This is a genomic window from Serratia sp. S4, assembly GCF_000347995.1.
Taxonomy (GTDB): domain Bacteria; phylum Pseudomonadota; class Gammaproteobacteria; order Enterobacterales; family Enterobacteriaceae; genus Serratia; species Serratia quinivorans.
Genome location: NZ_KB661119.1, coordinates 77,318 through 102,549 on the forward strand (window position 1 = coordinate 77,318; position 25,232 = coordinate 102,549).

Genomic DNA, 25,232 nt, shown 5'->3' on the forward strand with positions numbered 1-25,232 from the left:
AAACCCGGAAATGTCATGTTCGATTGTCTGCGAGGGTACTGAAGTGCGGGAAGTAGTGACGGTTTTCATGAAGCGCTGTGATACACGAGTGGGCGCATAGCCGTCAAGTCACGGACAGGCCTGAATCACTGCTTTTCCCTTTTTCTTGTGTGGAAATGATTTACCTTTGACCGGAACGGTGTATATAATCCGTTGTCGTCACCTCGGGTGTTCCCCTCTGCGCTTTTTACCGCCTGTAAATGGTTACAGGGACTTCTGGCAGTAGCCGGACTGTAAAAGGAAACCCGCCATGAAACCGAAAATTGTGCCCGTTGTACGGTATACACGTTTTCGTTTCGGGCGCGTAGAGTATGTGCGTAAGCACATGCGCTCGCTCCCGACGCGTTAAGTGAACGGTACCCGCAGGTGACGATACTGCCCGTTTATTCCACAGTTTCCGGCAGCCCTGCTGATTCCCCCATCATGGCCAAGTAGTGATCATCGTCATTTGTCTGAATAAACACTTTTCTGAACATTCTCAGATAACGTTCCTTATCGATGACGCCTGTAGCGAAGATATTTCTGCCGTCCGAATGAGAGTGCCGGTTGATAGCCCGATAAAATGAATCATATTCTCCGGCATCGCTGTGTTCGCTTGCCAGAGACTCCAGAGCCTCTTTAAGTTTTTCAGTTTTGCAGGCAAAACTGAAATAATATTCGAGAATATTCCTCATCGTATTAAAAAGCACAATGGGCTGGTTTTTTCCATCCCTGACATCTTTTAGGGTCTGCCATAACGCCTGATATTCATTGAGCATTTCGTGCATGGATAGCTTCTCGCAGGAGCTGTAGTCAGACTTAATGATTCGAAGCAGAGACCAGTTCACCGGTGCCTCTCTGTTATCCTGCAGGCGACCGCTGTTTAACAACACTTCCTGGAAGAAAAACATATTGTGAGTCAGTATCACCACATGTCTTGCTGCGTCTGACTTAATTATTTTCCGTTTAATGAGTGCTGCGACTTCATAGATATAGTTGTGTGACAGGCTGGAAATTGGATCGTCAATAACAATAAGTTTATTCTCCGGATGAATGGTATCGGGGGTGAGACTGCCGGAGCATGATTCTATGAAGTAAAGGAAAGAAACCATGGTTTTCTCGCCCTCACTTAGAGATTTGAATACTTCCGCCTTTTCAGGCTCGCTTCCCCGGCGCAGACGGTATAGTTTCATTTCAGCATCATGGCAGATAATTTCAAAGCCGGTGATCCCCAGCAGCCTGAGATTCGCGTTGATACTGTCAATGGTGGGTTGTATGTCGGAGAGTTGTCCGGTCAGCGCATTCGTCTCGTCATCCAGCTGCTTCTTTTTTGCTTTGATGATCCCGCCGTCGCGCAACCTGCTGTTAATTTCATTCTGAAGCTCGCCAAGCTGCCTGTCACGTTCGGTAAAGAACTCTTCGCAAATCCCTCTGAGGTGCGCAATGACATCAGCGTACAGGGACTGTTTTTCCTGGGTGAAGTTTTCAGCCAGTCGGTTATTTTCCCGGACCCGAGTATTGAACGCGTCCACTTCATTCTGGAGTAAGAACAGGGATTCCTCAAGGTTCTCAGGTTGTACCTTCAGAGACGGTTCTTTAATTTTATTAAGGAGTTGCTGTAACAAAATCTGAAAGCCTTTATTTAGCGCTTTCACCAGAGACAAAATCTGACTTCCTTCATCAACGAAAGAATGGGTTGCAACGCGGCGTTCAAATTCGGCCAGGCTATCACAGTCCCGAGCCAGTCGTTCTGCTGCATGGTTCAGCGTCCCAAGAGAAGTCTGATATGACTCATCGAACATCTGAGTGAGTTCGTGCGAAAACGCCGTGACATCAAAGGACTGCTGGCAGAACGGGCAAATATCGTCATGTATATAATGCTTTCCCTGGCTCACCCAGTCTGCATTACCGATTTTCTGAATGAGGGCAGAGAATTGCGTGCTGGTTGCAGGCATAACCGGTTCCTGCATCAGCTTTTTCGCGTCTTCCGTTAAGGGGCTGATCGTGGGAAGATGAATTTCGGCGACGAGCTTTCCTTCGCTTTGGCTTAATGTCCGCCATTTATCCGCCAGTTCCTCAGATGTGGTACGAACGTCTGAAAGAGGTGTTGCCACCATACGTTCGTAGAATGATCTCTTAATTTTAGCGCCATCAAGGAAAGCACTGAGAATTTTTCTGTCATTGACTGTCCTGTTGAAAATATCCCTGGCACAGCCGTCGATGACCGTTTCTTTCATCCCTTCTTTATGTGCAACCTCTTCATTGAGCTTATCTATGCTAACACTCAGTTTTGCTCTTTCTTTATTATTACTGTTTATTTTATCCTGGCTTTCCTGATTGGCCTCGCTAAGAGTGAATATCCCGGGTTGATAGTCCGAACGGGCGAATTTACTGTCAATATATTCCTGATTAAATACCTGAAAGTGGCTTATGTGTGGACTCTCAAATGCGCAGTGCCGGTATTTATCGGCCTGACTGTCATAAAAATAGCCAGATATCGTGGATTTTCCTGAGCCGTTCTGGCCATAGATAAGCGTCACTTTGCTGCTGAGATCAAAGCAGATATCCCTGTCGGGCGCGTAGCTTCTTACGCCCCGGATCCTGAGTTGCGCCATTCTTTTTTTCCTTATCCATGCGTTTTATAAGTCTTTACATCGTAGCGCATTTTTGTATTCAGGTTTGGCCATTCTGATAAGATTTTCTGAGTCATACTGACATGAGGAGACGGGCTCTACGGGAAGTGATGGTGACCGGATTATTATTGCAATAATCGGATCCTATTTATGCTATAGGTGCATCAGTGTTTTTCATTCTGCATTGAGATCCGATTTCTGTGAGTCCCGGATCTTCACCGAACCGCACGGCTTTCGCCCGTCGGAATTCCTGATGTTATTCTTTCAATGAGCTGAATTTAATAGCTTATTTATCGTTACCGCTAGACCCGCGCTGTTCAGCGCGGGTGAGGTTGACGACGGCAGTAAACCCCTCTTTGCTTCTTCCCTGACCGTAGTACACTTCCGGAAAGTCTTATATTCCAATACATCGGATCACCCGGAAGCGGTCGTCAGATAATTTAATGCCGTGGTTATATTCATAATTATTATCATTAGAGTGATGTTTGCAGCAGAAAACAACAAGGGTGATCATCGTTAGCCGCATGAGGAACTGGGATGGTTTTGTTATGTGATAATTTCAATTATTACTAAATGGGGAGTGAGCGTTATAACGAAAATTGACATTTCGATGATGTACAACGGATTGACGTGCCTGGGAAACACTCGTCTTTGGCTGAGTGAGATTAGCTCCGGCGACCAATTCCTGATCACCTGGAATGGTCGTATTGTTGCCGTCGATGACTCGTCCTTGGAAGGTTGGTGTTTGCGTCAAAATGCTGACGTGGTGGATGGCATGCTTATATTGGTAAAAATGGTAAACTGCTTACGTACAACAGGAATAAAAATCCGCTAATGTTAAGGAATTGGAATGACAATATTGTGCAGGCTGAAAAAATTTTTTATAAAAACGGATACTCCATCACATCCCCAGAATGAAAACGTTTATGACACATTAACACCGAAAGTCATTACGGATGCTAGCGTCAGCGAATACTTTGAGGCGCTTGATTTTGCTTTTACTAAAAAAGATGTAAAAAATATCGCAATCACCGGCCCTTACGGGGCAGGTAAAAGTACAGTTATACTTTCTTACCTGAGCGCCCGGTTAAAAAAAGACTTTATTAATGTATCTCTGGCTGATTTCTCCATGTCACGAAAAGATAACGAAAATCCTCCCGAGAACGCGGAGATTGAACTCAGTATTCTTCAACAGATATTGTACAAAGAAAACAAAGATAATCTCCCTGATTCACGCATCGATCGTATCCAGAACAGAAATGGCAAGCATGTCCTTTGGCTTTTTTTTAATTCGCTAAGTGTCTTGGCACCTTCATTATTGTTGTTATTTTCAATCATACCAAAAAAGATACTTCCTTTCTTCGGCGTTAGCGAGAGTGTCGTTTCTTTGATTAATAATGCCTATCCTGAACGGTTGTTGTTCAGTATGATTCTTGTCGTGATAACACTATTCTTTATCGTTCGTGTAGCGTCTAAATCCGGATTGTTTGATAAGAAATTAAAACTGAGTAAGATAGCTTTTCTCCAGGGAAGCGCCGATATGACTCCCCAGGAATCATCCTCATTGCTTAACAATTGTCTGGATGAAATTGTCTATTTCTTTTCAAGAACAGGACATAAAATAGTCATTTTCGAAGATCTGGATAGACTTGGTAATACGGCAGTTTTTGTAAAGCTGAGGGAGATAAATCAGATTATCAATAATAACATGCAGGATGACCCTGTACGATTTGTTTATGCCTGCAAGGATGACATTTTTCTCGGTGCAGACATACGTACAAAATTTTTTGATTTTATCCTGCCGATTATTCCGGTCATGGATGCACGAAATGCATACACTCACTTAAAAAATAAAATAACAGATTTCCCTGAGGATAACAGGGTTCTTCTTAAACAAACATCATTGTATATTAGTGATATGCGAACATTGCAAAATATAGCTAATGAATATAATTTATTCAGACGTGTCGTTGATGAAAGGGAAAACGAGGCAAAGATATTTTCTCTTATTTTTTATAAAAATATCTATGCTCAGGATTACCATTTGACGGACAGGAAATCAGGTGTTCTCTATTCATTTATCAATGATTATCGATTAAAGCGGCTGCATGAAAACCATTTCAAATCGCTGGATAGAAAAGAGAAAGATCTCTCTTTGGCAATTATTAAATTGAGAAAAGAAACGGTTTCATCGGACATTGATATCAGAATGGATATTATTTGTAGGTATATTCCCCATGAAATATGGCCAATAATAAAATTTTCAAAACAATATAATGGCCGTGGTGTTAATGCGAGCGAACTGTATGATGATGAGTCTAAATTTTTGGAATTCTTCGGTGGTAGCGAACCTATTTATATTGGCCAACACGACAGGTATAATAACCAATATAACTATTACAAAATACAAGCTTCAAACGTTGTTGATGAGTATAAGAAAAGAGCAAGGCTAGTTGCTGCTGACCGGAAAATCGAACTCAAAAAAGCTATCATTGAACTTCAGGAGGTAAAGGAAAACATTCGTACCAGAAATGCAATTACATTGGCTGAGTTGCTAATACTTTTAGGCGAAAGCAGGTTTAAAGATATAGCTGAGGGGTATATTGAAAAATGTAATGATCCGGATATTATTGATAAGGAACAACTTGAGACTATCCGTTCTGGTTTTCGTTTTGGTGGGTTCGAGGTTCTCTACTATTTTTTGACGAATGGGTTCATTATGCAAGATTACATGATGTTCCGTTCTATCTTTCATGAAGGCACCATTTCAGTTAATGATAATGACTATATCAAAGCGGTAGGGAGACAGATGGGATGCGCAGAAGTTAATGACAACTACGCACTGGATAACGAAAAAGATGTTTTATCAGACCTGATAGAACATAATTATATATACCGTTCTGGGGCGTTACACCATCAAATAATGTCTTGTCTGTTAAATAATCAGAATCTGGAAAATAAAAACACTCTTTCGGCTATCGTTTCAGAAGTCTTCAATAAAGACTCTGAACATATCATTTTAGTTTTTCGTGTATTAGAGGAAAAATTTAATTCCCCTGATTTGTTTGTGAAGTTCATTATCAATTCTCTGGAGAAAAACCGGTATCTAGATAAGATGCTTTCCGTTCTTGAGGAAAGTGGCTCAAACACGATGAAAACAAAAATTGCGGTCAATATAATAGCTTTTGTTAGCCCTGATGCGACGAATGATAATGAGCGCTATAGACGATTTATCGAAGATGAGGGGTATCAATTGGTTTCTCATCTGAGCCACGACACGCTGCAACCGTTTATGAATAACGTAAAAAAACTGGGGGTGATATTTGATGGTATCACTTTGCCAGTGACAGATATTGAGAGCCAGGCTCTAAAATTTGTGGCAGATAATCATATGTATTCCTTTGACAGGGAGAACTACAGGGCAGTGGTCGCGGGAATATTGCAGCATGTTAATGTTACCTGTGAACAGGTTGATGATATGCCATTGTCATTGGTTAATAGTTATGAGTTATCTAACGTAAGAGTGTGTATTGATAATAATATGGATGTATTTGTACGTGATATCTTTATTTCGTCAGAAGAAAACAGTAATACAATAGTCAGCGTACTTAAGCACCCTTCTCTCAGTGATGAAGTCAGAATTGAAATTCTAAAAAAAATGCAGTTTACAATTGACGATCTCCACTTGTTCACTGAAGACGTGGAGATGGACGAGGAGGCTCTTTCTTACCACGACTTGTTTTATCTTTATGACCATGTGGTGCCTGGATGGGAGGCTTTGATAGCCTATATTTGTGAGAACTGTAACGCCGATGTTCTTACGAATTATATTGAAAAACATGCCAAGGTACTGGGGGAACAGCGTCTTGATCTTGTTGATGGTGACAAATATGACCTTCTTTATATGAAGATCATTTGTAATGAGCAGATCAATGATGCTTCTTACGTCGCGTTGATGAGACCTGTAGCGATTAACGTCCATTACTGGGACCAACGTTTCAGTATTAATAACTTTCGTCGTCTTATTTCTGGTAATAAAGTCATTCTTGATTCTGAATCTTTTGAGAAGGCGACTGAGCTATTCATTCCTTTGACTGATGAGACAGACGTTATGATTTTTGTAAGCTGGTTCGAGCAGGATAAAGATGCCTTCCTCCGTAACGCGGATTACTACCTCAAAGCCGATGAAGATGATGCATTCCTTGAGGCGTCTCTCACAGAGATAAATTCTTCACCGGCCTTTAATACAAAAGAGAAGGCAGACCTGCTGTTGAAATACTACGGCAAGTATAACGATAATTACCTTTCTGATTTAAGTCTTTCCCGTGAGGTTATGCTCTCACTGATAGCCTTATCCGATGATGATAATTTAAAAATACGTTTAATCATCAGGTTAATTAAAACCGGCCATGTTCATAGAAGGGATATTCCTGTTCTTATCGATAAGTTACAGGAAAAAGAATTTTCAAAATTGTTTATCCAGAAAAGTGCCACGTTGACGTTAAATAATCCTACGGAGGTTGAGTCTCTCCTGTTGGCCCTGCAGAATGTAGAACTCATTAAAAAATGGACAGTTCGCGAAGACGGTAAATACCATATCGTTTGTCGAACGTCTTTCAGTCAGGACGATGAGTCTGAATGAGTTTGGTTGGGTTGGGGATTTCCTCTGGAGTTCCCAACAGCCCTACCCGGCTAGTGCCATGCACGATGGGGGATGTTCGTGTACGATCCCCCCTGCCCCGCGTTGCGGGCCGGCGTCGATTATTTGCTTCCGAGTTTGGGGATATTTCCAGAAGTCGGAAACAAAACGGACAGACTGACCGATCACCGGCACGAATTACTTCCCTTTTGGATTTCTCATGTTGGGCCTCTTCTATCTTTTGTATCTGATTCGGCTTAACGCGAGGAAAGCCGATCCCCCACAGACGTATCCCCCGTTTCTGTGGATAACCCATATAGGGTATATTGGGTGCGGTTTTTAACACTGCATAGGGTGTTTTTAACCTCTGGCGGCGGTTTGACGGGCGTCAGCCGCCGCCAGTATTAGGATCCCCGCCCCTCGGTATTTATCCGTTATACTCCAGTTTTACCGATTTGCAGATCCACGGCAGCAGATTTATTGCGAACGATCACCGTGGCGTTCTCAGGCACAATAGTGGCTGAGTTTTCTGCCAGCCCCCGGTCTTCTCTGCCGAAACTGGGCAAGTCTTCAGCAGATTGCGCTACGTGAAAAATAAATTTTTATCAGGGTCATAGTACTGCAGATTTTATGTAGCGCGATCGGGAGAGATCCCTGCCTCCCCGCTTCCCTGGGACCAGTTGATCGGGATTGGTGGAGGAATTTTCTGATAGAGCAATGCTGAATTTACGAGGTGAACTGTGTCACTGATAGCCTATGAACCTGCCGCCTCCGCTACGGAAGCGCTCCCCAGCCCCTACTTTGATTTTGCTCAGGCCGTGGCCATGCGTCGAATGGCGCTGAATCTGTCGGATCAACCGGCCTATCTGCTGGCCCCGGAGATAATCTTATTGCTCGACAACATTGCCGATCTGCGCCGGCGAATGCTGTTTGATTTTTTATGGAACACCGGCGCGCGCATCAACGAAGCCCTGGCCGTCACACCGAAAGACATTGTGCTCGATGCCGTCAAACCCTTTGTAGTGCTGCGAACCTTAAAACAGCGCAACCAAACAGCAGGCCGTCGCGGCCGCCCCGGGAAAGATACGCCGGTGAAACGCACCGTGCCGCTGCTTGACCCCGGTTTTGCGCGCCGGCTGCGCGATCATCTGGCCACCTTTACTCGCTATATCACCAAACCGGTCTGGGAGATCTCCGATGACACCGCCCGCAATTGGTTGAAAGACGCCCTGGGTCATGCGCAACGAAACGGAATACACTTCTCCATTGAGAGCATCACCCCTCATACGTTTCGGCACAGTTTTGCCATGCATCTGCTCTATAACCGGGTACACCCGAAGATCCTGCAATCGTTCATGGGACACCGGGACTATAAAAGCACCGAGATCTACACCCGGGTCTTCGCGCTGGACGTTGCCGGGCAACTGGGCGTGCGATTTGAGATGACCCCTGAACAGGCTATGCAGCTGCTCAGTCCGAACAGATAATGTCTCCACCTTTGATTGCATGAGTGACTGTTGAGGGAGTTTTCAGGTGACGTTGTCACTAGTTAGTGAATGGTGTTAGAACTCACCACAGGATGGCAGTGATGACGGCGCACATCCGCCGGCTAACGCTCTAGCGTTAGTCTTTTGCTGCAGGCCGAACGAGGGAAACAGTATGAGAATTGTGACGCTCCGTTATCTGAAACAAAATGCGGCCACACTCTGATGTCAGCGAACCCCTGATCGTGACGCAAAACGGCCAGCCTGCGTATGTGATCGAGTCTTATGACGATCGCATTCGCCGGGATGAGAGCATTGCGCTGCTTACACTGATGGCTTTGTCTGAACAGGTTCTCGAGCGGGGACGTACGTTCAACCGCAAGGCGCTCCTGGACAGTCTGTGATCCGGCGGAGAAACCACGTTTAAGTATTCCGCAATGGCAAAAAATGACGTGGCAGACAGATAGAGGTGTTGTACGACAATATAAGAAACGTTGAATTCAATGTACCACTCACGTATATTTGTATTACTGAGTAATACAATGGAGAATTCAAATGGCACGAGTAACCAGCGTAACACTGGGTGAACATTTTACGGGCTTTGTGGGAGAAATGGTCCAATCTGGCCGCTATGGTAATACATCTGAAGTGCTTCGCGATGCGTTAAGGCTGATGGAAGCGCGTGAACAACGTATTCAAAGCGTACGGGAAATGGTTCTGGCAGGCGTAAATGCCCCGGTTAGCAACCGCACTATGGATGACATTTTTTCAGCAGCAGTGAAAGATGCCAATATATAAACTCTCCGTGTTGGCTGACGAAGATATCTACCATATTGTTCGTTATACACTCCAGCATTTTGGCCTTACTCAGGCTAAACGTTATCATGAAGAGCTTATAAAGGTCTTTGAATTACTGGCTCAGAATGCCGGGTTAGGTGCTGAATGTCACTGGATCTGTCAGGACATGCGACGCTTTCAATACAAGAAGCATGGGATATATATTATAAAACAAGGCGATGAAGTGCTGATTTCCCGAGTCCTCCATCAATCTATGGATATCGAAGCGCTGGATTTTCCCACGTAATCGTGCTCGATATGCCGGACCGACCGCCCCCACCGCAATCCTGATTGTGGTGGATGAGAATCGATGCAGGCCCGCGACGATACGTCAGGCAAGACGCCGCTCAAACGGTAAACATTCAATCTCGGCAGCCCGTTTTTATGCACGGTTAAGTCAAGTACTTTAAGTTATCGATGTATCTGGTACGCTGTTGCGGTTGATGGCCTTCATTGACGTTGTAAAGTGCGACTCATGCTGGATACAACAGGTTGACCCAGTATGATAGGGAACAAAAAGAATGACTTCTATAACGCATATTGATGCCGCCGGGACCAGTCATGCTGTCAGTCACATGACTCGGCGTAAAATATGACGATCTGCGGTATACTTGGCAGCTTGACGAAATAAGCTCAGTTGAATATCTATATTCATCGAGCAACCGACCACCCTGCCCTCTTCCAAAATGCGCATCACTTGGCTGTTTTTCGACGTTGAGCCCGATGTTTGATGGCGTCCAGTGTTTCTCTTTCCTGGTCACGATGTCCCACTTTCTTGTACCAACCGGCCAGTTTTCGTAAGTCAGGCACAGTCACCTTCTCGTTAGGATCATAGGCAGCCAGCTGCGCCATATACTGAGTCAGCAGTGCGATGCATTTTCTGGCCCACTCCCCTTCAGCAGCGGATCCTGCCGTCACATGAGGGCGACGTGGCAGACGTGGACGCATCGGTTTCACCGCTTCTGGAGCGGACTCGTCAACGTAGGTAAATTTGATGGCGTGTACAGAGCGGCCAATCTTCACCGGCTCCCAAATCACCGAAATATCGGTCGAGGCATTGATGCGATCGAGAGAAGGTTGCAGCAGTTTTTGCCTGAAGTCCCGGTAATCCTGGTATTTTCCCTGCAGGTTAGCCTTCTCTCGCATCCATTCGATCTCGAGGGTCACTTCTATGGTCCCGTGGTTCCGATACCGGGTCAGGTTACGTGCCTTGACCAGCCAGCTGTAAAGACGGATCGAGAAAGGGGTATCCAGCCTGGCCAGGTTTATAAAGTCCAGTTTGGTAAAGCTTTCTTTCAGCTCAAAAAGATAAGGGGCAACGTCCTGGCCAAAACGCAGCACGACCGCACTGTGGTCGTCATTGCTCACATACTCTAGACGAGAAAACCAGGAAAGCTGAACCGTTCTGACTTTCCCATTACGGTCTTCCTTGTAGATCGTCACTGGTTTTTTCATAAGGCTATCAGCGGCATCACGTAGTTGCCGGTGACTGCTGGTCGGGTTGACACCGTAAATACGCTGGTAATCACGAGGATAAAGCGTGTACAACATGTCTGGTTGTGGCTTTCTGCTATCAATTTGCGCAAGGGCCAGGTTCAGGAGGCGCATCTCGTCTAGAGTGACACCATAGGCGCCTTCAAGAAGATCGTTCCCCTGCACCACAGTCAATGTGTCATGATTCATTCGCTCTATCCATAATGTGGAAACACCACAACATTATTCCACATTAAGAAGGGGCGCGTAAATCGTAATCTCCACCTTGAACCATGATATTCCTCACAACAAATTTACCCGCATCAGGAAATGATTCCACCTGTATTCCCAACGACCCTATCAGGGCTCGCAATGACATCGCGCCGTACAGATAATAACTCCACCTTTACTGCACACGAACAGGAAATATTTCCACTCATAGAAATGCTCTGAATACTCTCCCTCCCCTTTCTCCAGGCAAGCCACTGAATAAAAGCCGATATCAGAAGAAACTGTATACAGAATAAGATCTCAATGCGCCGCAGACATATACAGGAAATCATTCCACCCTTTTCGGCACCCTTTAACAGGAAATTTGTCCACCCTTCCTGACAACCTTACAGGTAATCTCTCCACCTTTGTTTGTTACATGAACAGGACCGTCCTCCTCCCAATACCGTCAATTCATACAGAAAATCCATCCACATACACTCTATAGGTACAGAAAATCCTTCCACCATTATTTGCCCCTCCCACACATCAGGTCAAACAGCACTCGAGCCAAACCACAGGAAATGTCTCCACAGTTACTTATCATCCTTGACATAAAATCCTTCCACCTGTAACTAACCTTCAAAGGAAATACCCCCACCTTTACTCACGCACCAACAGGAAAAATCTCCACCGATGAGAGTAACCCGTTGTTCAGTAAAGAGAGACTGAACAGAAAATTGCTCCACCTTTGCGTCTGACCTCTGCAAGGTAAATAATGATGATTCAGACCGATCCTGTAGCAATAAAATTACCGTTTAGTGTCCAACATCTTAATTTATCAACAGAAATTTCTTCTTCATAAGGCATGAAAAGGATCCACGTAGATCATGAAATAGATCCACCGGAGACAGAAAAACACTCCACATATATGAAGTTATGTTGTTGATATTATTTGATTATTTAGCTCATAAAGAGAAAGTTAAAAAGAATAAAATAACAAATATCCTTCGGATGTTTGTTTATGATCTTTGCTCATTTAATCCCTTCTTTATACATCCTCAAGATCGCGTTAGCTCCGTCTTCTGCTGAAATACGTCATGTTTATGCCTTATTTGTCTCCTTATGCGTTATAACTGTTGTTTTGCGTTTTTGTTGATGATTTACTATAAAGATGCAAAAAACTGAATAAGGGATAACATGGACCTCAAGTCAACGCTGGATCGTTGTATAGAACGTGGTCAATTTATGACGCAGGAAATCGCTAAAGCGCAATTTGGTAACGACAGCCCGGAAGCTCGAGCAATTACCCGGCGTTGGCGGATCACTGAGGCTTCAGATCTTGTGGGTGTCACGGCGCAAACGATCCGAAACTATGAAGAGTCAGGAAAGTTGCCCCCCCCGGAAACTGCAATGATTGGACGGGTTGAGCAACGCACCGGATACTCAATACAACAAATCAATGCAATGAGAGATGTGTTTGGTACTCGCCCAACAAGGCCGGCCGGACAGGATCCTGTTGTCCTTGCGGTAGCTGCTCATAAAGGTGGGGCTTATAAAACATCCACATCGGTACATATTGCTCAATGGATGGCATTACAAGGGTTACGTGTCTTATTAATTGACGCCACAGATCCTCAGGCAACCGCGTCGCTTTATCATGGCTATGTTCCGGATTTGCATATTCATCCGGAAGATACCCTTCTCCCTTATTATATGGGTCAGCGTGACGATGCCGCTTATGCCATTAAACCCACGTGCTGGCCCAATCTGGACATCATTCCATCCTGCTTGGCTGTACACCGTATAGAATCCGAAATTTATCCGTTGCATGATGCCGGGAAACTCCCTGTGGCGCCGCACCTTCTTCTTCGGGCTGCCATTGAATCTGTTTGGGACAGCTATGATGTGATCGTGCTGGACAGTGCTCCCAATCTTGGGATAGGGACAATTAATGTCGCCTGTGCCGCAGATGTCATTGTCGTTCCTACGCCGGCGGAGCTTTATGACTATGTCTCTACCCTGCAGTTTTTTACCATGTTGCGCGATCTGATGCTCAATATTGACTTGAACGGTTTTGAACCCGATGTTCGCGTCCTGATCACGAAATTCAGCAATGCGGTCGGTAGCCAATCTCAATGGATGGATGACCAAATCCGTAACGCCTGGGGTGGGATGGTTCTGAAGGAAGTGGTGCGTGTGACAGATGAAGTCGGAAAAGGCCAGGTGAGGATGCGTACCGTTTTCGAGCAGGCGGCGAATCAGCGTTCTACGCCGGCTGCCTGGCGTAACGCTGTGGCCATTTGGGAACCGGTTTGTGCTGAGATCTATAATCGTTTAATCAAAACGCGTTGGGAGAATGCGTAATGAAAAGAGCCCCTGTATTACGTCATGCGCCGACGATCAATTTTGATGAAGCTAATGCGGTTCCGGTAAAAGGGAGTGAACCCTCACCTTCGGCACCCGCAGTAAGCCAACTTTCTTCACGTGTTAGCACGATGAAAGGTAACTCTATCACCCTGCCGGTATGTGGGGAGGATATGACCTTTGTTCTGAAAACCATCGCTTCGGATCAAATAGAAGTCAAAACGACCATCTTTACTGGCAACGAACGTCTTCAGGACCTATTGACCGAATCCTCCCTTGATGATTTGTTGCCCTCGTTTCTAACGTCAGGTCAACAGTCCCCCGCTTTTGGACGTAGTCAGAATGGCCTTGTCGAAATTGCGGACGGCAGTCGACGCCGTAAGGCCGCCATTCTGACTGGCAGTGAGTACAAAGTTCTCGTCGGTGAGTTGAACGATGCACAGATGCGTTGGCTATCTCAAATCGGAAATGATTATCGGCCAACCAGTGCATATGAGCGTGGGTTACGCTATGCCCGTCGGCTCTTTTCTGAATTTAATGGGAACGTCAGTCATCTCGCGGAGGCTGAGAACATCTCACGCAAGATTATTCAGCGCTGTATAAAAACCGCGGAACTGCCAATTGAAACCTTACAGTTGTTTACGAATCCCAATGAACTAAGCGCTCGTAGTGGTGAAATGATCTATAAGTTTCATGAGTCTGATTTTGCCGCGCTAAAACTGCTGACTCAAGTGTTACGCGAACAGCAATCTGAAGGTGGCACATTCAGTACTGAAGAACTGCTAAAACGCCTGATGCCGGTCACTCGAACGAAACCAGATGTCACCGTGCGTAAGTTTGCCATTGGTATTGAGGCGAAATACTCAGAAAATGCAGTGTCCTTTAGTCTGACGGATGCGCCTGCTTCTCTGATTGAACGTATTGAAACTCTGCTCGCTGATCATGCAAAAACGCAAGAATAATCGCTTTTGAAGTGGGACCGTGGTCCCACTTCAATGTTTGTGTCTACTTATGATTATCTTAAGCTGCTTTTTTCAACTGATGGGACCGTGGTCCCACTTTAATGTTTGCGTCTACTTATGATTATCCTAAGTTGCTTTTTTCAACTGATGGGACCGTGGTCCCACTTCGTGATTTAGTAAATCAACTCGATGATAAGAGGATTGAGATCGCACTAAACTTTTCAGAGATTTCTTTATTATGTATTTCCATAATTAACTCATTGTTTCACCGCGCTTAATCTAGCCCCGCCCTGGTCTGTGGCAAGTATTCGCTGGCGCCGCCGGCATCACCCGTTCGCACTCCTTTCACGTTGTTCCACTCGTTTGCGCATGCGGCTTCGGCCGTCGTACCTGCCACATCCCTGACTGGCGAGCCTTGTTTTTTGCGCCATGGCGAGAAAATGAGTTCTTGCCTCCCAAGGGAGACACACCATGAGCAACCAACTTTCCTTCGATGCACTGTTAGCCCCCGAAACCCCGGTTCAACGTGCGCCGCGTTTGACGCCACGCGAAGCCAGAAAACAATTCATCAAAACGTTCTCTGTTATCGCGACCTATCACCGTCGTCTCGATGTTTTCCGCGACTTCATTCGCCTGGCTGCTAACGAACTCGATTTGGCGCGAGTACGGTCAGAAGAGGGCAGGGAAGAAGCGGTTCAGATTTGTAAGCGATACGAGGCTGTTGATCTGCAGAGGATGCAGCAACTGTTTTGTTTCTTAATCGACGCGATGGAAGGGGGAATGGATGACCTGCTGGGCGGGATATTTATGGAGCTTGAATTTGGCTCGTCGTCGATGGGGCAATTCTTCACACCATGCGAAGTCTCACGACTTATTGCCGCCCTGACACTCGGGGACCATGTTAATGAGCTGGAACATCGCCCGTTTATCACGTTGGATGAACCTGCCAGTGGTTCGGGCGGCATGGTGATCGCCGCTGCTGAACACCTGCTCTCTAAAGGGTATAACCCGCAACAAGTGCTCTATATCCGTTGTACTGATATCGATCCTTTGGCTGCGGATATGTGTTTTATCCAGCTTGCGCTATTGGGATTACCGGCCTCGGTCTATACCGGAAATACGTTGACGATGAAAATGTTTAAAGTCAGGCATACCCCGATGTATTACGCCAACGGCTGGAGCGAAAGACTTCGCCTGGTTGATATGATCACGAAATTCAAGGCGGTGTTACACGCAGTTTAAGGGGAAGGGGGCATGGCCCCCTTTTTCTCTTTTTTTGCCGCCCTGTTGGTTCCAACCGGCATTGAGCCGGCAGGAACCAATGCACCCATCGCTTGCAGCAGGCTGTCGCCTGCGCCGCTTTCACTGCCCGACCGCTTGTGCGGTCGTTCGCTGATGCCGCCAGGCAAAAGCCTGGCCCTTTCTGGTGTATCCCCTTAGCCCTGGCTACGCGCAAGGCGTCCGCCCCCGTGACTGACCCTGGGCCGGGGCGCCGCCGTCACAAGAGTTCGCTTCGCCGGTATCCTCACCCGTTCGCACTCCCTCCCGTTGGTCGTTCGCTTGCGCGTGCGGCTTGCGGTCCCGCCCTTGCGCCGTCAGCTGATACCCCGTCCCGGTCATGTTGTCACGGCGCCAGTCACCCCGCGCCGGCAAAAAGCCAAAAGGGGTATACACCAGAAAGAAGTCGAAACGGGAGGGTTTATGACGAAATTATTGGAAGAAGTTCTGGCCGAACTGGCCACCAACCCTACGAGCAGTACGCTGCAGGATGAGGCGACGGAGGCCACTTTGGTCCGCGTCTCCGGGGCGGCGGAAGCCGTATTGGCGTTCCTGGAACGATGCCCGGGCGATGATCGCGATGTCACCTCGGTTTTCAGCGATTTGATGGCCGATCTCTTCCACCTTGGACAACACCTGCACACCGCCGGTGTTTATGCCGATTTTCCGCTATGGCGACAGACCGTATTACTGACAGCAATGGGGCACTTTGACGCTGAAACCACCGGGTTTACCGCGATGGAGGCAAGTCACCCGGATGCTGCATTCGCCCTGCTGAGCTACATCAATAGTCGAAAACAGCATGATCAACACTTCAGCGTTTCCGCCCGATTACTGGCGACAGAACTGGTCCTGCTGAGTGCCCGTCTGGAGCCGTTGTCGAACCCGAATGCACTGACCACCGTCATCGCCGAAGTCTACAAATAATCATCAGGGCGATGAATGTCGCCCATTAAAAAATTGGATATCGTTATGAATAACAAGATTTGTTTCAAAGGTAAAAAGACATTTGAGGTGATCACGCAAGCACGTCAACAGGGGTGTGATGTGCTGCTGGTCAAGGATGAAGGCGTGTATTTGATGGCGGCAGCGCGTACCAAAGGAAAGCGGTTATTCGCCTACGCGGAAGGGTTGGATCCGACGATCCGTGACAGTGGCGACGTGTTTGATGACGCCTGTCGGTTATGTGGTGGGGACGACTTTATGGAACGCCTCCCGTCGAACGATCCGACCTTTGACCATCTGCTCGAGAAACAAGGTCATCTTGAGTTTCTCATTACACAAACCGAGTTCTGTATGACGTCGGTGGGTTAAGAGTGTTGCCCGGTTCGCGTTAATGACAGCACCGCGGCGCGATAAAGCTCCATTGATACTCATGCTGAGTTTCAATGGAGACAGTAGGGGGTTCTTCAATCATAAAGTGACTCAGTTTGATGCGTAACGACGCGGGTGAATACGTAACAAACTCATACTGAGTGTTTTAATTTACTCAAAATGAGTAACTATATCTTGATGTGGTCTATGTTTTTCTTATAATGATACTCAAATTGAGTAACTAAAAGGGGTGTGAAATGCATATTTGCTGTGATGATGGCTCTACCAATGTGAAACTGGCCTGGTATGTGGAGGGGGACTTACGCACGACCTTGTCACCCAATTCTTTCCGTCAGGGATGGAAAATCGATGGTATCGGCAGCCGTCGCACGTTCAACTATCTCGTTGATGGCGTGAAGTACACCTTTGACGATGTCAGCCAACAGGCGATCAGCACGACCCACATTGAGTATCAGTACGGTGATACCAATCTTCTGGCGGTGCATCATGCCTTGCTAAACAGTGGCGTGGAGCCACAAGCGGTTAAGCTGACCGTCACATTGCCGATCAGTGAGTTTTATACCGAAGACTGTCAGAAAAACACGGTTAATATTCAGCGAAAAATCGACAACCTGCTTCGACCTGTGACGTTGAACAAGGGGGAGGCCTTTACCGTGGAGGCTGTTGAAGTGATGCCTGAATCCCTGCCTGCAGTGTTTTCTCCCCTGGTGCGGGATAATGTCGGGCCGCTGGAAACGTCTCTGGTTATCGATTTGGGCGGTACGACGCTCGATGCCGGAGTCATTGTCGGGCAGTTCGACGATGTGACGGCAATCCACGGCAATCCAACGATTGGTGTTTCGATGGTGACGCAAGCCGCTCTGACGGCGCTGCGTATGGCGGACAGCGATACGAGCGCCTATGTTGCTGATACGGTGATCCAACGCCGCCATGATCGCGCCTTTTTGTCACAGCTGATTAATGATGCTTCCCGGGTTGATGACGTTATCGCCGCGATAGAGCACGGTATCACCCAGCTTGGCGATCGTGTGGTGAACGAACTGGCGCGATTCCGCCACGTTAACCGGGTTTGGCTGGTCGGTGGGGGCGCTCCGCTGATAGAATCCGCGGTAAGAAAAGCCTGGAAACTGCCGGCAGAGCGTATAACGCTGGTCGAAAGCCCGCAAATGGCGCTGGCGAGTGAAATGGCATTGTATAAACAAGAGGGATAACCGTGAGCGATAACAGCAGTGATACCCGCCGTAAATTTACCAGCTATTTGCAGCTGGACTGCGAAGCCGATCGCCATGCCCTGGATGTGGTTGAATCCATTTCGCAGCGAGTACGCGGGGATTTCCTGCGTAATGCCATCATCACAACGGCGGCATTACATCAGCTCGACCCACGATTACCGGTGTTGCTGGCCACGATGTATAACGGCCAGTTGACCAGCGAGCAGCTGGTCAACCTGGTCAGCCAGACAACCGGCTGGAAACCCGATATGGCGGCGATCCGCGACGTGATTACGGCGTTGTCCGGTGAGGATTGTCGATCGGTGGTTCCGGTCGAACCTGTTCAACAGCCGAGCGAATTGGCTTCCCTGGGAGAGGCGCGCCAGAAACTGGGTAAATTGCTCTAAGGGGGCAATTATTGCCGGATTATGTGTTTGTTATCGCGTTTCAGGGTGCATAAATTGCCTGTTTTTTAGAAAGGATGGCAATGCATGGATGTTTTTGAATTGAGATTATGGCGTGCCGGTCAGTATTTTACGCTGTCTGAGGCGCGTTCGCTACGTCCTGGTAGCCATTGGCGGCAAGAGGATGCAGCCCATGCTCTGGGGGTGTCAGAACGGACTTACCGAACCTATGAGAATAGTGGCGTGTCCCGATCGGCTCGTCTGGGGATCCAGACACTGATGTTGATCCGCCTGCTCCCCGATTTGCTCCGGATGGACCCACCGCAAATCGTCTTGCAACTGCAGGCGCTGACGCGCCATGACCAGACAACACCCCAGTCCAGGGGGGTGATATCGCTTGTTATGCCTTCTGCAGGTATGAAGGCCTGGCGGGGTTCACTGGGTTGGACGCAAAAACAGACCGCGGATTATCTGGGGGTTTCGCTGCGGACCGTCAAGCACTATGAGCAGGGGCCTTTGCCGCGTCGGCTGATGCTGGCCGCCCAGGCCGTTACGCTGGCCACGTTGTTGCCGGTCTGGTCAACCTATCCGTGCGCCAGGCTGCTGCAGGTGCTGGGTCAGCTGGTCAATATCGATGTGAACTAGCACAGGGTTTATGGTGGCCAGGACTGGCCACGAAAAGGATCCCCGGCAGGGCCGGGGCCCCGAAACATCGCGCTCCGGTCTGTCTTGTCATTTTTCTTTTCCTCCCAACGGTCACTGCCGGCCTCGAACCGGCCACGACCGATCCCCTGATATTAACCTCCGCGCTTTCTTCCCTTTTTCCGCCCTGCGGGCGGGGATCAAAATGGTATGGCGTCGCCTGGGCTTACGCCGTAGCCCGAACGTAGCCGTGCCGCTACGCCTGCAAGGGTTCGCGTTGCCCGTATCCTCTCCCGTTCGCACTCCCTCCCTGCGGTCAGTCATTTGCGCTGCGGCCTGCGGTACGGCCCCTGCATTCTCCGCTTTGCGCACGTCTGTGTTTTGGCTACGGCGTAAGCCGATATCCGACAACCTGACTGGAGAAGAATGATGCTTAACTGGTGTGCAAACCGAATTATCGTGACTGGAAACCCAGATCAACTGACCGCCGTGACCGATTTTGCCCGGGACGAAGGGGAAGTGAGTTTTTTCAACGATGCTGATGTCGATGTGACAGCCTTTGAAGGGACTGTGCAGATTGATTTTGATACACGGTGGGCTCCTCCGGAATGTGCCGATATCAGGGCGCTGAGTAAACAGTTTTCCTGTCATGTCATTCATACGTTCAGTGAGGCAGGCGAGGGGTTCTGCGGTTATCACGTCTATGCGTGTGGTGAATATATCGACAGTGCCAGTGACGATCTGGAATGGTCAGAAGAGCGGGACGAGTACGGTTATGCCAGCGTTGTCGGCCCGGAATACGTATTGGGTAACGTCCCAAATTACGGCGGTTAAGGCGGTGGGCGCCCGTGGGGCGCCTTACCATGACGTGTGGAGAATAATGATGATGCTGTCTAACTGGTCGCCGCGTTGCCTAATCTCGTTAACCGTGTAACCCGCGTGCAGCTGGCCGTCAGCCAGCGCCGCTTTCACTGGCCGCCTATTGCGGCCGCTAAGGCAAGCCGTTGCCAACCGCTTCTGTTGGAGCTCGTCTCTGCGTGTTGTCAGCGGTGATCACTTTTGCTGTGACAGACATTGCCCCGTTCCGGTTCATCAACAAGGGTAAAGGCTAAAGCCCGCTTCCTCACCCGTTCGCGCCCCCTCCCGATGGTCAGGTGCTTGCGCTGCGGCTTCGGTATCGCCCTTGTTTCTGCCCCTGATGGAACAGGGCGGTCTGGTGTCACAGCATCGCGTACCCCGCACTCAAACATCGCGGAATGAAGCGCCCTAGCACCATAAAGAAGCCGGAGAGTAAAATATGAATACCCCAGTCAATATCGCCCAGTCCGACGTTGAAGACGTGACTAAAATCGAAATTACCGATGCCCGTCGCCGCTTGGCATTTGTTCCAGAGCTGTTTGCAACGCCGTTGGGTGAGAGCATGGCGATGAATTTTTTGCATAGACACAGTAATTACGATGGGGGGATGTGGAGTTTTTACGAGGTTCCGCGCGGGATAAACGGCCATGTTGCGCCGTGGACGGATATCATCACAACCCGGCCAACGGGGTATATTGCTCCGGCGGAAGGCACGTACAGATTGACTATTCCGGGCAACTACTTTGACGCTGATGTATCAGCTGATGCTGCCGGGATCATCGCGACGCTGTTTGTTTTAAATCAGCATCATAAAACATCCTGAAAGAGAGCTTATTTTCCGCGCTATTGATTAAAAATGGCTCCGGGTGCTCAGCCCGGATCTTCTCCTTGACACCCAAATCTTGCCCTCGCGACGGTGCTCCTGGTGCCGCGGTTGTTTCGATTAAATACGCTATTATTTTCATAGGATAGGGGCATTGGCCCCCTTCGGCTCCCCGGCGTTGCCCCACTCCGTCGATTCCGCCGGCTCACCGACGTCTCAGACTCCGCCGAACCCCTTTGGGTTTCGGGCTCTCGCTAGGGTCTGATGGCGAAAGGGTAGAGGCAGGCGCTTGCAACCGGCCGTTCGCCGGTGCCGCTCTCACTGACAGGCCGCTCTCACTGACAGGCCGCTTGTGCGGCCAGTCGCTAAGGCTACCAGGCTAAAGACCTGGCGCTTTCCGTTGTCTCCCCCTGTATGTGGCTGTAGCGCAAGGTGACTGTCTCCGTGACAGACGCTGGGCCGGGGCGCAGACAGCACAAGGGGTCGCTTCGCCGGTGTCCTCACCCGTTCGCACTCTCTCATTCCCTCCGGTCGTTCACTCGCTTGCGCTGCGGCCTGCGGCACCGCCCTTGTGCCGTCAGCTGATACCCCGTCCCGGTCTTTGTGTCACGGCGCCAGACTCCCCGCGCCGGCAAAAAGCCAAAAGGGGAATACACCAGAAAGAAGCCCTGTTATGGCGGATTCTGGGCACGTTTTATCACTGATGGAGGAATTACCCATGTCCAAGACCACGACCAAGCCTAGTGCCAAAAAAACCGTGAAGACTGATGCAGCTCAGTTTGTTGAAGCGACGCTGGCCAAGGCCGAGTTTAAACATGTCATGCTCAAAGAGCTGGCTGCGACGCCTCTCAATGCGCGCATAACGCCCCGCACGAAGGCTGATATTGAAGGGCGAGCGGCCAGTATCGAGGGTGCTGGGCTGTTGCAGAATCTCGTCGTGTACCGCATGGCTGATGGGTTATACGGGGTTGCTGCCGGTGAAACCCGCCGTTTGGGCCTCAACGTGCTGATGGAACAGGGACGATTTGCGGCAGGCGTTCCGGTGACGCCAGAATTCAGCGTTGCCGTGTTGGAGGTGAGTGAAGACGATGCTTATGCGATCTCTATCGCGGAAAACGTACAGCGCTCTAATCTGGAGCCTGCTGACCAACTGGAAAGCTTCCGCGTCATGGCGGAAAAGGGAATGTCTGTAGAGCGGATCGGTGCCATCCTTGGTTACAGCACGGCTCATGTCAAAAAATGCCTCAAGTTAACAACAGTCGCGCCAGCCCTGCTGGAACTGCTGAAAACCAACAAAATCAATTTCGACCAATTAGCCGCATTGGGTGCCAGTGACGATCGTCAGCGTCAGATGCAGGCATGGGAAAAGGGGGATTATTACGAGCAATACCGTACACCAAAAGCGCTCCGGGAAAGCGTGCTGAGCGATGAAGTGTCAGCGGTAGACAGTGATTTGGTCGATTTCGTTGGGCTGGACGCCTACCAAGCGGCAGGCGGTGAAACCCGTGAAGACCTGTTCGCCGAAAGCGTCATCCTGACAAATCGGCTGCAACTGGAAACGATGGCGCTTGCCAAGCTGCAGGACGCGGCGGACATTGTCGCGAAAGAAGAAGGTTGGGCTTGGGCACAAGGCCGGTGCAAGGAAGTGAAGAGCTGGGGTGAGGATGCAAAGGTTTACGATGTGCTCTATGCCTATGCCAAGTTGAGCGACGAGCAGAATGCAGAAGTTGAGCAACTGGAGTCTGAGAAAAAATGGCTCGAAAGCCTGCTCGAGGGTGCTGATGCCGACGACGAGTGGGAGCATACCCCGCGTATCGGGCAAATTAACGCACGTATTGCCGAGATCAATGAACACGCTGAAATCAACAAATGGTCGCTGGATGTACGCGACACGGCTGGTGTGGTTGCCTATCTGCAAGACGGAAAAATTCATCTCCAACGCGGTTTGATGAAGATGGAGGACATCAAGCTGGTCGAGAAGGCCGGGCGTGAAAAAGCCAATAAAGAAACCCCACCCTCAGAGAAAGGGCTGTCGCAGGTGTTGGTCGCCAGTCTGTCAGCCGAGCGCACACTGGCGGTAGCCGCTTCACTGGCTCAAAATTCCACGGTTGCTCTTGCCCTGCACACCTTCACATTGACGCGTAGGATCTTTGGAAAGGCATATTTCAGCGAGCTTCATACCTCCGTGGATAGCCAGCGCAGTAACTGCCTGAACCAGTCGTCGGACGCAGGCAGTGAAAACGGACTCGCTAATCAGAAACTGAACGCATTGCATGAGGGCTGGCTGAGCCGTTTCCCGCAGGACTGGCTTGACGGGTTCGACTGGTTGCTGGAATGGCCGCAGGAAGACGTGTTGGCGCTGCTGGCTTACTGTGTCTCCCACGGTCTTGATGGCAGAGAGTGCCAATTGCATGACAACCGCGTGGGTACCAAGCTGGCGCGTGTTGAGAAAGCGCTGAACTTCCAGATCAGCGACTGGTGGAAACCCACCTCTGCCAACTATTTCTCACGCATTGCCAAAGACCAGATTGTTGATGCGCTCAACAGCGCCGGTCGTGCCGGTAATGCCAGCGACGCCGAGGGCATGAAGCGCAAGGAAGCGGCGGAATTCGCTGAGGCCGTACTGAAAGAGACCCACTGGTTGCCTGTCTGTATGTCACCCGCAGAGCCGCCGCAGACCGAGCTGGAGAGCACCGGTGATGTGGATACCTGCACGACCAGCCACACCGATACTGCCGCTGACCTCCGCGACGCCGCCTAACTGACAGGGATCTGCCGCCGAGAAGGCGGCAGAACAAGACCATGAAAAATCAAAGATTGAGCCTTGAGCAGTTAACCGGGATGAGCGCTACCGAACTGGAGGAGTACCGCGATCGTGGCAGGGAGTGGCGGCGGAAGTTGAACAATGCGGTGCTGGGTAGTTTGGCGCTGCCCCCGGGTTGGATAGCGAACGCGGAGGAGGTGTCCGAGTTTTGTGGACAGGTGCCGGTTGTCTGCCGGATAAGCCCGAAGGGTGATGATTTGACCGCGATTTATCTGTGCAGTGCCGGGGCGGGTGTTCCGGGCTGGTCAGCGGTGTTACCGTACCAAGGAGCACCGTCAGCTGCGAACCAGGGCAACGACGTCGCCTGGTTACATACCGCCGACAATTTTGATCCGGAGAGTATTAACCGGCTACTGCGAAACGTCGGCGAATATTACCGGCACGGTTTCACCTTGCCCGAGAAACTGGCGGTTGCGCTGCGAATGGGAGGGTTTTGCGTATGATCCCGAACAATCGCGCACTGGTACCGGTTAACGAGTATCAGCAAGCTGCCATTCATGCGGTGGTGCTGGTCGAACGTAAGAAAGAACAGGGGAAGCGGATCGCAGAATATCCGTATGCCAAGGCATTTTTCAAAGTGTTGAACAACGGGCGGGGGCAGATTTTAGCGAACGACATCCGTCTGTTATCGTCAAATTACTCCCCGGATGAGCGGGGCGGGGCGTCCATTGCGCAATACATTAAGGCACTGGACAGGCTGATCGAAAGCGGGGGCCAATATAGCCCGCTGCCGCTGTCTGGTGACGTTGTAGCAACACTGTTCCCGGCCTATGTCGAACTTTGCCATGAGCGGCGCGAGCGCAAGTGGGATATGCAGTACGAGCGCAGAGAGCGGAAGCGGTCACGGGAAGAACAGCAAAAGCGGCGGCGCTATCAGACCCTGCTGGCGCAGGCCGAAGTTGAGCTGGCATTTGCCACCCCGTCGACGGTTGGGGCGTGGTACGCGTACTGGAGTAAACAAGATATTTACGAAGACGATCTTAGCGAGGGATTTTTTGCTTGGTTCGAGCGGTTTCCGTGCATTGCAGCCAGTCAACTTTCGCACTACAAGAACGACGCTCTTTGGACTGTGATGGAAAGGCTGCGGGGGGTTGAAGGGGATTTGACCGAGGCCGAGCGGATGTTCAACGCCTTGCTTATCCCGAATAAACTGGCACGAAAACTATGAGGGAAGCGGCTTGAAATGCGTGCTCAATGAGGCAAAATGATAGTTTACAACTTGAAAACAATACGG

The 25,232-nt window shown here is 49.3% G+C and carries 19 protein-coding genes and 1 pseudogene; 18 read left to right on the plus strand and 2 right to left on the minus strand.

What is annotated here, in order from left to right; translation table 11 throughout:
• Window positions 1-422: 422 nt before the first annotated feature.
• Window positions 423-2,633, minus strand: coding sequence for an AAA family ATPase (locus SERS4_RS0100395; protein WP_017891094.1), 2,211 nt, complete (start codon window positions 2,631-2,633; stop codon window positions 423-425).
• A gap of 868 nt (window positions 2,634-3,501) precedes the next feature.
• Here SERS4_RS0100395 and SERS4_RS0100405 point away from each other — a divergent pair.
• The 5 genes and pseudogenes from SERS4_RS0100405 (at window position 3,502) to SERS4_RS0100425 (ending at window position 9,858) form a co-directional block, all read left to right on the plus strand.
• The gene (locus SERS4_RS0100405) at window positions 3,502-7,293 is read left to right on the plus strand and encodes a hypothetical protein (protein ID WP_017891096.1); all 3,792 of its coding nucleotides are present in this window, start codon (window positions 3,502-3,504) and stop codon (window positions 7,291-7,293) included.
• 821 nt (window positions 7,294-8,114) lie between these two features.
• Window positions 8,115-8,777, plus strand: coding sequence for a tyrosine-type recombinase/integrase (locus SERS4_RS0100410; RefSeq protein WP_083906153.1), 663 nt, complete (start codon window positions 8,115-8,117; stop codon window positions 8,775-8,777).
• Between the two features lie 172 nt (window positions 8,778-8,949).
• Window positions 8,950-9,178 (plus strand): annotated as a pseudogene (locus SERS4_RS25560) (type II toxin-antitoxin system Phd/YefM family antitoxin).
• A 151-nt stretch (window positions 9,179-9,329) separates the two neighbouring features.
• Window positions 9,330-9,572, plus strand: a complete 243-nt coding sequence (locus SERS4_RS0100420; protein ID WP_017891099.1) for a type II toxin-antitoxin system ParD family antitoxin — start codon at window positions 9,330-9,332, stop codon at window positions 9,570-9,572.
• Complete coding sequence (locus SERS4_RS0100425) at window positions 9,565-9,858, plus strand: type II toxin-antitoxin system RelE/ParE family toxin (RefSeq protein ID WP_026142132.1); 294 nt, start codon at window positions 9,565-9,567, stop codon at window positions 9,856-9,858. The genes SERS4_RS0100420 and SERS4_RS0100425 overlap by 8 nt, the downstream gene beginning before the upstream one ends.
• Before the next feature lie 446 nt (window positions 9,859-10,304).
• Here SERS4_RS0100425 and SERS4_RS0100430 read toward each other — a convergent pair whose 3' ends face one another.
• On the minus strand, window positions 10,305-11,294 hold the full coding sequence (locus SERS4_RS0100430) for a replication initiation protein (protein WP_017891101.1): 990 nt from the start codon (window positions 11,292-11,294) through the stop codon (window positions 10,305-10,307).
• 1,200 nt (window positions 11,295-12,494) lie between these two features.
• On the opposite strand from SERS4_RS0100430, the gene sopA reads away from it, so the two are divergent.
• The 13 genes from sopA to SERS4_RS0100505 all read left to right on the plus strand — a co-directional run bounded on the left by sopA (window position 12,495) and on the right by SERS4_RS0100505 (window position 25,166).
• A complete protein-coding gene (gene sopA / locus SERS4_RS25565) occupies window positions 12,495-13,661 on the plus strand; it encodes a plasmid-partitioning protein SopA (protein WP_017891102.1) in 1,167 nt (388 codons plus the stop codon).
• Window positions 13,661-14,623, plus strand: a complete 963-nt coding sequence (locus tag SERS4_RS0100445; protein ID WP_017891103.1) for a ParB/RepB/Spo0J family plasmid partition protein — start codon at window positions 13,661-13,663, stop codon at window positions 14,621-14,623. Before sopA ends, SERS4_RS0100445 begins: the two co-directional genes overlap by 1 nt.
• Before the next feature lie 471 nt (window positions 14,624-15,094).
• Complete coding sequence (locus SERS4_RS0100450) at window positions 15,095-15,865, plus strand: N-6 DNA methylase (protein WP_017891104.1); 771 nt, start codon at window positions 15,095-15,097, stop codon at window positions 15,863-15,865.
• A 459-nt stretch (window positions 15,866-16,324) separates the two neighbouring features.
• Entirely contained in the window at window positions 16,325-16,828 is a 504-nt protein-coding gene (locus SERS4_RS0100460) for a hypothetical protein (RefSeq protein ID WP_017891106.1), read from the plus strand.
• 87 nt (window positions 16,829-16,915) lie between these two features.
• Complete coding sequence (locus SERS4_RS25570) at window positions 16,916-17,215, plus strand: DUF3085 domain-containing protein (protein WP_172641803.1); 300 nt, start codon at window positions 16,916-16,918, stop codon at window positions 17,213-17,215.
• 257 nt (window positions 17,216-17,472) lie between these two features.
• Complete coding sequence (parM, locus tag SERS4_RS0100470; protein WP_017891108.1) at window positions 17,473-18,447, plus strand: plasmid segregation protein ParM domain-containing protein; 975 nt, start codon at window positions 17,473-17,475, stop codon at window positions 18,445-18,447.
• Window positions 18,448-18,449: 2 nt separating this feature from the next.
• Window positions 18,450-18,854 carry a plasmid partitioning/stability family protein gene (locus tag SERS4_RS0100475; RefSeq protein ID WP_017891109.1) on the plus strand — a complete coding sequence of 135 codons (405 nt, stop codon included), beginning with the start codon at window positions 18,450-18,452 and terminating at the stop codon, window positions 18,852-18,854.
• Between the two features lie 84 nt (window positions 18,855-18,938).
• Window positions 18,939-19,496 (plus strand): helix-turn-helix transcriptional regulator, encoded by a 558-nt coding sequence (locus SERS4_RS26685; protein WP_083906150.1) that lies wholly within the window; start codon window positions 18,939-18,941, stop codon window positions 19,494-19,496.
• A gap of 423 nt (window positions 19,497-19,919) precedes the next feature.
• A complete protein-coding gene (locus tag SERS4_RS0100485) occupies window positions 19,920-20,327 on the plus strand; it encodes a hypothetical protein (RefSeq protein ID WP_156816625.1) in 408 nt (135 codons plus the stop codon).
• 463 nt (window positions 20,328-20,790) lie between these two features.
• The gene (locus SERS4_RS25575; RefSeq protein ID WP_017891112.1) at window positions 20,791-21,174 is read left to right on the plus strand and encodes an antirestriction protein; all 384 of its coding nucleotides are present in this window, start codon (window positions 20,791-20,793) and stop codon (window positions 21,172-21,174) included.
• Window positions 21,175-21,892: 718 nt separating this feature from the next.
• A complete protein-coding gene (locus SERS4_RS0100495) occupies window positions 21,893-23,935 on the plus strand; it encodes a ParB/RepB/Spo0J family partition protein (RefSeq protein WP_017891113.1) in 2,043 nt (680 codons plus the stop codon).
• Window positions 23,936-23,976: 41 nt separating this feature from the next.
• Window positions 23,977-24,441: a conjugation system SOS inhibitor PsiB gene (psiB, locus tag SERS4_RS0100500; protein WP_017891114.1), complete on the plus strand. Its 465-nt coding sequence runs from the start codon at window positions 23,977-23,979 to the stop codon at window positions 24,439-24,441.
• On the plus strand, window positions 24,438-25,166 hold the full coding sequence (locus SERS4_RS0100505; protein ID WP_017891115.1) for a plasmid SOS inhibition protein A: 729 nt from the start codon (window positions 24,438-24,440) through the stop codon (window positions 25,164-25,166). The genes psiB and SERS4_RS0100505 overlap by 4 nt, the downstream gene beginning before the upstream one ends.
• The last annotated feature ends 66 nt before the right edge of the window (window positions 25,167-25,232 follow it).